A 12,007-nucleotide genomic window follows, 5' to 3' on the forward strand; every position below is an offset into this window, starting at 1 on the left:
ATGGTCATTCGCATCAGAAGCGCCAGATCACGTCGACAAAGGCGCGATGCATGTATGAATCGACCTCTTTGCCGTAGGCGTCGCCAGGCTTGAACACACCGCCGCGAAAGCGCACCAGCGCCGACGGCTCGTCGATGGACTGGCTCAGCGCTGCCGGCAGCAGGCCTTGCTTGAAGTACTTGGTGACCACAAGGTCGACTTCCTGGCCCAGGTCCTTGTTACCGTCGCGCAGTGGCAGGGACGAGGTGGACAGGATTGCGCCGGTCACATCGTCGGTGTTGTTTTCCACCGCGTTGATGCCGTTACTGCCCACGGGCTTGTTGCCGTCCACGCGCCAGAACTTGTGGTACACCAGGCTTGCGTCGTATTCGTCACGCAACTGCCAGGAACCGAACAGGCTGGCGCTCTGGGTGTTGGCCATTTCGCCACGGAAGGCTTCACCGAAACGGTGGACCCGCGAGCGGGTACCGGTGTAGTTCGAGCGGTTGCTTTGCAGACCGTTCTGTTCGTAGTCCTCGCTGGCGCGGGCATAGGCCGCACCGACTTGCCACTGCGGATCCAGGCGCAGACGGATGCCCAGGTCGGTGGCCCAGCCATCGACGTCGTCACTGCGCTTGAGTTGCGTGGGGCGCGTGCCATCGGCGTTGAGCGGGTTGACGGTGTCGCGATCGCCGGTCATGCCGGTCAGGCTGGCCCAGTAATTGACGGTGTTGGTGTTACGCCAGTTGTAGGCGTCACTGTTGGCTTCCAGGCCCAGCCAGGACAGGTCACCGTTCTGGGTCTTGTCCAGGGAATCGGTGGCTTCGCCCGGGGTCGGGTAATCGAGACTGCCATTGTCGTGGGTATGGTGGGCACGGATTCCGGCCCACTGGCCTGGCATCCACTGGTAGCCCACGTCACCGTAGACGTGCAGGCGGTCCTTGTCGTCAGGCGACAATTCCTTGAGGTCGGTGCGGTATTCGCTGAAGCGCTCGGCGACACCCAGGTTGGCCCGCAACAAGGTGGTATCGAAGGTCCAGTTCAGGGCTTCGATGTTGGTGTCGCGCCATTGGCCGTCTTCGTTGCGCAGGCGTTGGCGACCGAATTTCAGCTGTTCGCCCGGGTAAGGGGTCAGGCCCCGATAGCCAATCCAGAATTCGCGCATGGCCAGGTAGTTCTTCTTGACTTCGCGATCACCGCTGTCGGTTTGCGCGGTCGCGTCATCGGACTGTTGCAGGGTGTCGGTCTCGATGGTGTCGGTAGACGTCACGGCCTGGGCCATGGCGTAGGCGCTCCAGGCCCCGCGCTCACCGTAGATCCACGGACGCAGGTCCAGACCGATACCGTTGACGTCGCCGCCGCGCTGGGTGCCGAGGTCGCGATCGTCTTCGGACTGGGCGGTGATTTTCACGTCCAGGCCGAAGTTCTGGTCTTCAGTCAGGGCCGCCAGGGTCGGACAGGACCACAGCAGGGCAAACGACAGGCCAATACCGGCCTGCACAAAAGGATTGAGCTTCAAAGGCTTCATAGAGGTTCCTCGCCGTCATCTTCTTTTAGGGCTTGCAGTTCCAGCGTATCGGGGCTCATGGAGCCGCGAATGGCCTGCTCTTGTTGTAGCAGGCGCTGGGCTTGTGCAAGCTGGTTCGGCGGTAATTGGGCTTCGAGGGTCTGGGCAAGCTCGATGGCTTGCGGGGTGTTCTGGGCCTTGGCCAATTGACTGAACACATAGGCATTGACCGGGTCGGGCTTGGTGCCCTTGCCTTGGGAGAACAACTGGGCAATGGCGAAATCGGCGCTGTTCTGGCCGTTACGGGCGGCCTTGAGCAGATGGTCCAGGGCCTTTTGCGAGTACACCTGGCCCAGGTAACCACGGCGATAGATCTGGCCCAGGTAGTAATCGGCGGCCACTTCGCGGCCAACGGCTTTCTGGAAATGCGCTTCGGCGACCTTGGCGTCAGCCGGCACCCATTTGCCTTCGTAGTACAGCTTGCCCAGCAACAGATCGGCACGTGGCTGATCGGCGGCGCGGCCGTTTTCCAGGTACTGCATCATCTTGTCGACGTCACCCAACTCGGGGAAGTCGTAGAGAATCTGCGCCAGGCTGACCCAGGCAGCGGGATAGCCAGGGGCGATGCCTTCGAGCAACGACTGTGCGGTTTTTTCGTCGGTCTTGCCCAGGCTCGCATCGGCCAGGACACGGGCGACGCTGTCCACACGCTGGGCGGAGACGGTGCCACTCTGGTGACCGGCCTGCATTTGCTTGAGCAACTCGGCCTGCTGTTCAGGCTGGCCGCGTTTCTGATAGACCGTGGCCAGTTCGACGTAGCAGATGTCGGTGGTGGCCAATGCCGCCTTGCAGACTTTTTCCACTTCATCCAGATGCTGGTCGTAGGTCCCCTGGGTGCGATAGAGCAGAATCTGCGCCAGGCCCGCTTCCGGGTAACCGGCGCTGCGCCATTGGCTGATCTGCTGCTGAGCGTTGACGTTCGGGAAGCTTTGGGGATATTGCAGGTACAGCATCGCCAGCGGGATCAGGGTGCCGCCCTGACCGTTGGCGAAGGCTTTCTTCAACAGGCCTTCGGCTTCGTGCTTTTCCGCTTCGCTGGAGCCTGGCTTGGCCACCAGCAGGCGGCCCAGGCGAGCCTGGGCCCGTGGCGAGATATCGGCCGCGGCGCGGTAAGTCGCCTCGGCCTTTTTCATCTGCTCGGGGTCGCGGCTGTCCACCTGGATGTCGGCCAGGCCGACCTGGGCTTCGCTGTAGCCCAGGTCTGCCAGTTGCTGATAGTTCTGCTGCGCCAGCGTCGTGTCACCGCGCTTGAGGGCTTCGTTGGCCAGGCGCTGGTCGGGCAGACCGGCGCAGCCGCTGAGGCCGATTGCCAGCGCCAGCGCACACAACGCATACCCTGTGTGGGAGCGAGCCTGCTCGCGATGCGGGCGGCTCGATACACCAGGCACACCGCTTTGATCCCATCGCGAGCAGGCTCGCGCCCACAGGGTATGCGGCGTCTTGTTGTCTTGTGGAGTCGTCACGAGCATGTCCTCCGCTTAAATACCGACAGCCATGGCTTTGTCGATCAGCCAGTTCAGGTTCGGGCCACGGTCGCTGGTAACTTCTACCGGCCGGCCGGCCAGCGAGCTGTCCAGGGGTTCGTCAGGCTGGATCAGTACGCGGATATCGGACGACAGGTCGGCACTTTTCAGGCTGGTGCTGCTGACGATCTTGCCGGTACGGGTGGTGTCTTCGCCGGCAACCTGGAAGCTGACCGGAGTGCCTGGGCGCACGTCGCCGAACTGGCGATAGGAGAAGCGTGCTTCAACGTTGGCTTCGGTGCCCCGTGGGACCAGTTGGAAGATCACGTCACCCTTGCTGGCGTACTGACCGTCGGACACCAGTTGCTGGGACACGATGCAGTCGCACGGCGAGGTCAGGGTGCCGGTCATTTGCTTGCCGAACAGCTCCTCGACCTTGGCCGGTTGCAGCTGGTTGTCGTCCAGATGGCCCTTGAGCACATCGAGCATGCTGGTGCTGAACGTGGCCAGCGGGGCGCCTTTGGCAGCAACGCCGTCAGCCTTGACCAGACTCTGCACGGTGCCGTCGCGCGGCATGGTGATAGCCATGCCCGGTACGTTCACCAGGCCCGCCTGGGCGTGGCTGACGAAGTACATGCCGTACACCGACTTGAAGATGAAGCCGAATGCCGCCAGGCCGACGATAAAAATCGCCAGGCTGAAGGTCACTGCCCGCAGGCGGCCCAGTGCGGTCATGCCACCGTTGTCGTCCTTCTGCTTGCGCGCCTTGGTGAAGTTGTCGCGTTGCAAGGTCGCCAGCACATCGCCGACGCCGACGATGTCGCCGGCCAGGTGCGAGGTGATGATGTGACGCAGCGTCGAGATGTCCCGAGGCTCCAGATTCTGGAACTGGCAACCGGTACGACCGGTCTGGCGGTCGTAGGAGCGAACCTGCAGTTCCACGTCCATGGCCAGGCCAAGGTTGTCGATCACGAATTGCAGGCGGCCTTTGTACGCTTCGCCGACCTTGAGCGGCATCTGGCCGGCGTTGAAGCACAGGCCTCCGGCCGACAGGTCCAGGACCTTGACTTCCATGGGGGTACGGTCGGGACCGAAGAAGCGCAATTTGGCCGGGATTTTCACTCGGGCGTGTTGGCGCTGGGCTTCGGATTCATGCACTACGTTGACATTCACGGCGGTGTTCATAGGGGCGATTTCCTAGTTAATTCAGGCGAGTTCGGTCAGACCATCATCAGCAGCACGGCAACGAAAACGCTGCCGGCGGAGAAGGTCATGGTCCGAGACGACCAAGTGTTGAACCAACGTTGAAAGCTGGCGAGATCACGGGTCAGATGGGTGGGCTGGCGAGTCCAGGACTGTTGGTCGAGGCGGAAGAACACGTAGATCTTCACCAGCGCGCCAACGATCTGGTTGTAATAAAGAATCGCCGGGTAGGCCGGACCGATCCGGTGTCCGGAGCACGACAGCAACAGGGTCAAGAGCAACCGGGTGATGCCGATCCACAGCAGGTACACCAGGATGAACGCGGTGCCGTACTTGAAGCTGGCAATCAGCGCCACGGTCAGGCCCAGCAGCGAGGTCCACATCGACACGCGCTGGTCGAACAGCACCACCGAGGTGAACAGGCCCAGACGCTTCATGCCCAGGCCCAGTGCCCGGGAGTTCTGCCGCAGGTTGTTGCCATACCAGCGGAACATCAGCTTGCGACTGGCCTTGATGAAGCTTTTTTCCGGCGGGTGCTCGACGGTGTTGATCGCCGCATCGGGTACGTAGAACGTGTCGTAGCCCAGGCGCATCAGGCTGAACCAGCTCGATTTGTCGTCGCCGGTGAGAAACTTGAAGCGGCCCAGGCGCCAGTGTTGCAGCGAGTCGCTTTCCACGTCGGCGATGAAATCCGGGTTGGTGACCACGGTGGCGCGGAACACCGACATGCGGCCGGTCATGGTCAGCACACGCTTGGACAGGGCCATGGAGCACATGTTGATGTGGCGCTGAGCGAAGCGCAGTTTGTGCCATTCGCTCATGATGTAGCCGCCGCGCACCTCGCAGAACTCGTTGGTGGTCAGGCCGCCGACGTTGCCGAACAGCTGGAACCACGGCACGGTCTTGCGCACCACGCCTTCGCCGAGCACGGTATCGCCATCGATCACGGCGACCACTGCACGGTCGTCCGGCAAGTGGCGGGAGATGGCGCGGAAACCGAAGGCCAGGCCGTCACGCTTGCCGGTGCCAGGAATGCGCACGAAGTCCAGCTTGACGTGCTCTGGCGGGTTCATGCGGGCCCAGAGGCTCTTGACCAGTAGTTCGTCGGACATTTCCACGATGGAGCAGACCACAGTGGTCGGCAGCCCGCAGTCGATGGCTTCGCGAATTACCGAACTGTAGACCTGGGCGGTCGTCAGCGCGTCGATCCGGAAGCTGGTGACCATCAGGTATACGTGGGACGGATCCGCCGCCTTGCCCAGCTTGCGTACCTTGCGGCGCAGATGCGGGTAGACGATGTACAGGAAGATCATGCCGCGCACGAAATGCGTCGCTCCCATGGAGTAACGCCAGACGCCCACGGCGCCGATCAGGAAAATGAAATCCTTGGATTCGGAATCGAACGTGGACGTGGGCAACGCCATGGCGATGCCCATCAATAAACTCAAGTAAAACAGCCAACCGGCGGCCTGAAGCAGGCCGTGCTTTAGCCTGTGCATAATCTGCATCCGTCTCTATCTCGGGCGGGCCTTGTGGGCGGCCCGATGGGTTAAGGCAGGCGAAAGGCCGGCCGGGCCTGGGCCCGGCCGGCAAACAGACTTACCAGCAGATGCCTTCGGTCCGGCCACTCGGGTTGGTGGCCTTGGACATGAAGCCAACCAGGTCGATGACCTGCTTGCCTTCCGGTACGTTCTCGGTCAGCGCGCGGAACTTCTCGTCGCGGTTGCCCAGGATGATGATGTCGGAGCCGTCGATCACCGAGTCGAAGTCGGAGTTGAGCAAGGACGAGACGTGAGGGATCTTCGACTCGATGTAATCCTTGTTCGCACCGTGGACGCGGGCGTATTCGACGTTGCTGTCGTAGATTTTCAGGTCGAAACCCTTGCCGATCAGCATTTCCGCCAGTTCCACCAATGGGCTTTCACGCAGGTCGTCGGTGCCGGCCTTGAAGCTCAGGCCCAGCAGGGCGACTTTGCGCTTGTCGTGGCTGGAAACGATGTCGAAGGCGTTCTGCACCTGGGATTCGTTGCTGCGCATCAGCGAGTTGAGCAGCGGCGCTTCCACGTCCAGGGAACCGGCGCGGTAGGTCAGGGCGCGAACGTCCTTGGGCAGGCACGAGCCGCCGAAGGCGAAGCCTGGGCGCATGTAGTACTGGGACAGGTTCAGGGTCTTGTCTTGGCAGACCACGTCCATCACTTCACGGCCATCGACGCCGACTGCCTTGGCGATGTTGCCGATCTCGTTGGCGAAGGTCACCTTGGTGGCGTGCCAGACGTTGCAGGTGTACTTGATCATCTCGGCGACAGCGATGTCCTTGCGGATGATCGGCGCATCGAGCTCTTCGTACAGCGATTGCAGAACGTCGCCGGAGGCTTTGTCGAACTCGCCGATGACGGTCATCGGTGGCAGGTCGTAGTCCTTGATCGCGGTGCTTTCACGCAGGAACTCAGGGTTGACCGCGACGCCGAAATCGACACCGGCTTTTTTGCCGGAGCAGTCTTCCAGAATCGGGATGACCACATTCGCCACGGTGCCTGGCAGCACGGTGCTGCGAACCACGACGGTGTGGCGGGTGGTCTTGTCGCGCAGGACAAAACCGATCTCGCGGCACACCGCTTCGATGTAGTTGAGTTCCAGATCGCCGTTCTTCTTGCTCGGTGTACCGACGCAAATCATCGACAGGTCAGTATCACGAATCGCTTCGGCGAAGTTGGTGGTTCCGCGCAGACGGCCTGTTTCAATACCTTGTGCCAACAGCTCGCCCAGACCGGGTTCAACGATCGGCGATTTACCGGCGTTGATCATGTCGATTTTGTCTTTGGCGACATCTACGCCAACGACATCATGGCCCCGTGCAGACAGGCAACCGGCACATACTGCACCGACGTAACCCAAACCAAATATGCTAATGCGCATCGCATTTACCTCTGTTTTTCACGCCATTAAATGGCCGGAGTTAATAGTGTTCAGCGGTCATAGTGCACTCGGAAGTGTGGAATGCAGGCGCCACAGTGCCGTGTGCAGGCATACTAAGTTCCGAGTGTCTAAATAAGTGCACTCAAGTTGTGCGCAATGCGGCCTAGTTGTTATGACCTGCCCTGTTATGCAGCCAGTCCTCGTATTCGGGAACGTTCGTGCAAAGGTCCTTCACCTCCGATCTCTGGCAAAAAGCCCACAAAATCAGAAGCTTGTGTGCTCTGGCGAGCACGTTATAGGGGCGCAGCCTTGGCCTTGTAGGGGATAGTAATGGTGCGTTATCTCCTGTCCTTTATAAGATGGATCCAAATAGGCGACCGTTTCGCTAAATTGCCATGACAACTTGGTTACTTGGATCGACGGCCTATGTAAGTCATCTCTTACACGCACGGCGAGAATCGTTACGGGTGGTATGAGCCGTGCAATTTCACATAGTTCCGATCCGCTCATCGCGATTTTCGAAATTTTTCGAAATATTATGAAAGATGGCACTGACCTCATGATGATGGCACTCACCGTTTTGACCTTTGATAACGGGGAGTTAAGGGGGGTAGATATTTTTGTGCCACTACCGAATAAAAAATTTGGTGCCACTACGTAAAAAACTGACAGGTGTCGAGTGAAACAAAAGTTAGCGAGGGAAGGGGGCGATTTATTGGCGTCATGGAACTGACGAAGTGGGCGGGGAAGTTGGATGACGTGTTCGGGTTTGATCAAGGCCCCTGATCAAGGGGCCATATAAAGATGTGCTTTATTCGGGGGCATGGTCACGCAGGAACACCAGTTTGTCCGCGCTCGATTGTTGAGCATTGAAACGGTAGCCCTGGGCATCGAACTGCTTGAGTGCTGCTGGATCGTTGATGCGTTCCTGAATCACGAAGCGGCTCATCAGGCCGCGGGCCTTCTTGGCGTAGAAGCTGATGATTTTGTACTGGCCGTTCTTCAGGTCCTTGAACTCGGTATCAATGACCCGCGCTTTGAGCGCGCTGCGTTTGACCGCCGAGAAGTATTCATTGGAGGCCAGGTTCAACAGTATGTCGTCGCCCTGGTCAGCCAGCGCTTCGTTCAGCCATTCGCTGATGCGTGTGCCCCAGAAGGCATACAAGTCTTTGCCGCGGGCATTGGCCAGCTTCGTGCCCATCTCCAGGCGATAGGGTTGCATCAGGTCCAGTGGGCGCAGCAAGCCATAAAGACCGGAGAGCATGCGCAGATGCTCCTGGGCATAGTCGAAATCGGCTTCGGCAAAGCTTTGTGCATCGAGGCCGGTGTACACATCACCCTTGAAAGCCAGCAGAGCCTGTTTGGCATTGGCCGGGGTGAACGCCGGCGTCCAGCTGCCGAATCGTGCGGCATTGAGACCGCCGATCTTGTCGGAGACGTGCATCAGCTCGCTGATCTGTGCCGGCGAGAGTTCGCGCAACTGTTCGATCAGTTCCTGGGAATGATCCAGGTACTGCGGCTGGGTAAAACGCTCGGTGGCCGGCGGTGTTTCGTAATCGAGGGTCTTGGCGGGGGAAATCACCATCAGCATGTAATCGTCTCCTTCAAAGGTGCGGCGATTCTAGGGGGTTGTCCGGGTGGACTCCAGCTATTGGGGTGATAGGTGATGGATGGGCAAGCCTTGCTCCCACCGAGTCCTCTGACCACAAGGGTATTGCGTCAGGATCGGCTATGATGCGGCGCGGGTTTCGTTATGGAGACATCCCTTTTGCGCATCGTCCTTCTATTGTCGGCCTGGTTCCTGAGTTTCGCGGCCATTGCCGCACCCAGCGACATCGCCACCCTGGACCGCAGCACCTGGCCGGAACAGCTCACCAGCCCGACGCTGTTCGACGTGGCCTCGCGAGCCGAGATCCTGATGTTCGCCCGGGTCCTGCTGGACACCGATGCCATGGACGAAATCGCCCTCAAGCAGCACCTGGGGCTGCGCACAATCAATATGGCGGCGATCGACACCCTGCGCGCGCGGTTGTGGCAGCGACTGCTGAGCAACTACAACTTCGCTCAGCAAAGCTGCGATCAGGACGCTTCGTTCTGTTTTCTGGTGGAAGACCTGGCGACGTTGCGCGAAGAGGCGGGCAGGCTCACGCTCGATGAAAACTCCTACTACATCAAGTGGGCTGAGCCGAGCCGGATCTTCCACGCTCAATATCTGGACGAGTTGCTGCGCAAGGCCGCGTTGTTTCCGCAGACCAGCAGCGAAATTGCGCGTTTCGGCGATTACGAGCGCAACGGTGATGATCTGAATGACCGGCTGTTCCTGCTGACCTTCGACAGCGCGGCCAACATCACGCCGGACAATACCCCGTGGCTGACTGAATACCTGCGCAAGTCGAACATGAACGGCACCTTCTTCGTGCTGGGCAAGGACATCCAGGCGCGGCTTGCAGAGCGCTCGGTCAACCACCTCCAGGCCTTGTATTCGGGGCAATGCGTCGGTGTCCAGGGTTGGGAGTTCCGCTCCCACAGCCATTGGCAGGATTGGCAGGACTCCGTGCGGCGCAGCGTCGATCTGGTCAAGGGCAAGCTGCCGGAAAACTACGTGCCGTTGTTCCGCCCGCCCCAGGGCCAGCGCCGTGGCGATGCCGGCGCATTTTTCCGCAACCAGGGCCTGCAGGTGGCGCTCTGGGATATCGACCCCCAGGACAGCGCCGGCCGGCTCAACCCCGAGCAAAGCGCCCAGCGCACACTGACCCTGATGCTGTTGTGGCGCCGCGGCGTGATCAATTTCAACGTCAAACAGGATGCGCTGAAAACGGCGCTGCCCTGGCTCATTACGCAAACGGCGCAAAGCGGGATCGGCTGGGAAGATTGTCGGGTCGCGTTTCGCTGATTTGGCCAAAGGCCCGGAAACACTGGGGGAGGAGGAGAATTCGGCGCACTTTCATGACGACCGGACTTCCGACTTTAACGGCGCAACGGCGCAACGCCAAGCGTTATTCGTCACTCTGAAAAATAAACTTCAAAAAAGCGTCAAAGTGCTTTTTCCTGTCATGTGTTTTGGAGTATCAAGAAGTCAGACCGCCGAAACCTGCAACACAGGTGGCGTCTTCCAAGACCCAGTTGTGTGCAGTTCACCTCAAGCCTTGCGGGTGAATTCGGTGGCTACTTCGAGGCGCAGCACTGTCACGGTATTGCGTCGAATGGCCCCCACAAAGGTGACCGAGTATGGATGACCACGGACGTAGCCCTTCCTCCAACCAGCCAATCCTCTATGTACTCGATACCAACGTATTGATCCACGATCCAAACGCACTCCTGAACTTCGAAGAACACCATGTTGCCATCCCGATGACCGTGCTCGAGGAGCTGGACAAGCTCAAGAGCGGGCATCACAGTGTCGCCGCCGAATGCCGGCAGGCGATCCGCCTGATCGACAAGACCCTGGGAGACGCGTCGCCCGAGGACGTTGAACTGGGTGTGCCGATCCAGCGTGGCAAAAGTGGTCCCAAAGGCCTGCTCTCGATCCTGATGAGCAAGCGCACCGAACCCAACCTGGTGCTGCCCGAACACCTGAACGACAACATCATCATCAACCAGTTGATCGACCTGCACGCGCGCAACCAGGATCAGGCCGTGGTGCTGGTGACCAAAGACATCAACATGCGCCTCAAGGCCCGCGCCTGCGGGATCGCGGCGGAGGACTACAGCACCGACCAATTGGTCGACGACGTATCACTGCTGCCCAACGGCTATCACACCATGACCGGCTCCTTCTGGGACCGGGTGAGCAAGGTCGAGACCCGTCAGGACCATGGTCGCACCTGGCACCAGGTGCAGTTGATCGACAATCTGCCGGCGGTGCACATCAATGAGTTCATCATCGACGAACAGGGTTTCGTCGGCTGGATCAAGGAAATCCAGGTCGACAAGCTGCTGATTCTCGATCTGCACCAGGAACCCCTGCTGCATCAGGAGGCCTGGGGCCTCAAGCCGCGGGATATCTACCAGAGCCTGGCCTTGTTCGCCTTGCTCGACCCGGATATCCACCTGGTCAACCTGTCCGGCGCCGCCGGTTCGGGCAAGACCATCCTGGCGCTGGCCGCCGCCATCGAACAGACCATGGTCAGCAAGCGCTACCGGCGCATCATCGCCACCCGTAGCGTGCAGGGCCTGGACCAGGAAATCGGCTTTTTGCCCGGCACCGAAGCGGAAAAAATGGAGCCTTGGCTGGGCGCCATCACCGATAACCTTGAAGCCTTGCACATGGATGACGAAAGCACTCATGGCAGCGTCGACTACATCCTCAGCAAAGTGCCGTTGCAGTTCAAATCCCTCAACTACATTCGCGGCCGCAGCTTCCAGCAGAGCCTGATCCTGATCGACGAATGCCAGAACCTCACCCCGCACCAGATGAAAACCATCATCACCCGTGCCGGCGCCGGTTCCAAAGTGGTGTGCCTGGGCAACCTGGCACAGATCGACACCCCTTACCTGTCCGCGACCAGTTCCGGGCTGACCTACCTGACCGAACGCTTCAAAGACTTCCCCAACGGGGTCCACATCACCCTGCAGGGTGTACCGCGCTCGATCCTGGCCGAATACGCCGAATCTCACCTGTAACTGACCATCAGAACCGGGCGACCTCAAGGTCGCCCGGTTTTTTTATGACTGTACGAAAACCCCTGTGGGAGCGAGCATGAACTGGTCAAGTAATTCTGGACACCAGTTAAGGTTTCACGCCGCCAGTTTCTCCATGGCTACCGGCGACCGGTAGTCGTTGTAGCTATGGAGCCTGACGTTGTTGTATCGCATCACATAACGTTGCACATCCACGCGGGCTTCATGCTCCGAGCTGTAGCCATCGTCTGGCACCCAC

At 59.9% G+C, this 12,007-nt stretch carries 8 protein-coding genes; 2 read left to right on the forward strand and 6 right to left on the reverse strand.

Annotated elements, in window-relative coordinates; genetic code table 11:
• Nucleotides 1-13: 13 nt before the first annotated feature.
• From CRX69_RS09430 to yaaA, 6 genes are all read right to left on the reverse strand, one after another.
• The gene (locus CRX69_RS09430) at nt 14-1,498 is read right to left on the reverse strand and encodes an alginate export family protein (protein ID WP_047228909.1); all 1,485 of its coding nucleotides are present in this window, start codon (nt 1,496-1,498) and stop codon (nt 14-16) included.
• A 5-nt stretch (nt 1,499-1,503) separates the two neighbouring features.
• Nucleotides 1,504-3,009 (reverse strand): alginate biosynthesis TPR repeat lipoprotein AlgK, encoded by a 1,506-nt coding sequence (algK, locus tag CRX69_RS09435; RefSeq protein ID WP_269458132.1) that lies wholly within the window; start codon nt 3,007-3,009, stop codon nt 1,504-1,506.
• 15 nt (nt 3,010-3,024) lie between these two features.
• Nucleotides 3,025-4,194, reverse strand: a complete 1,170-nt coding sequence (locus tag CRX69_RS09440; RefSeq protein WP_047228844.1) for an alginate biosynthesis protein Alg44 — start codon at nt 4,192-4,194, stop codon at nt 3,025-3,027.
• A 35-nt stretch (nt 4,195-4,229) separates the two neighbouring features.
• Nucleotides 4,230-5,711 carry a mannuronan synthase gene (gene alg8 / locus CRX69_RS09445; RefSeq protein WP_420821199.1) on the reverse strand — a complete coding sequence of 494 codons (1,482 nt, stop codon included), beginning with the start codon at nt 5,709-5,711 and terminating at the stop codon, nt 4,230-4,232.
• 100 nt (nt 5,712-5,811) lie between these two features.
• On the reverse strand, nt 5,812-7,128 hold the full coding sequence (locus CRX69_RS09450; protein WP_076383623.1) for a nucleotide sugar dehydrogenase: 1,317 nt from the start codon (nt 7,126-7,128) through the stop codon (nt 5,812-5,814).
• 811 nt (nt 7,129-7,939) lie between these two features.
• Nucleotides 7,940-8,719, reverse strand: a complete 780-nt coding sequence (gene yaaA / locus CRX69_RS09455; RefSeq protein ID WP_047228847.1) for a peroxide stress protein YaaA — start codon at nt 8,717-8,719, stop codon at nt 7,940-7,942.
• A 177-nt stretch (nt 8,720-8,896) separates the two neighbouring features.
• On the opposite strand from yaaA, the gene CRX69_RS09460 reads away from it, so the two are divergent.
• On the forward strand, nt 8,897-10,021 hold the full coding sequence (locus CRX69_RS09460; protein ID WP_047228848.1) for a polysaccharide deacetylase family protein: 1,125 nt from the start codon (nt 8,897-8,899) through the stop codon (nt 10,019-10,021).
• Nucleotides 10,022-10,356: 335 nt separating this feature from the next.
• Nucleotides 10,357-11,751, forward strand: a complete 1,395-nt coding sequence (locus tag CRX69_RS09465) for a PhoH family protein (protein ID WP_047228849.1) — start codon at nt 10,357-10,359, stop codon at nt 11,749-11,751.
• Nucleotides 11,752-12,007: the final 256 nt, after the last annotated feature.

Source organism: Pseudomonas rhizophila, from assembly GCF_003033885.1.
GTDB lineage: Bacteria > Pseudomonadota > Gammaproteobacteria > Pseudomonadales > Pseudomonadaceae > Aquipseudomonas > Aquipseudomonas rhizophila.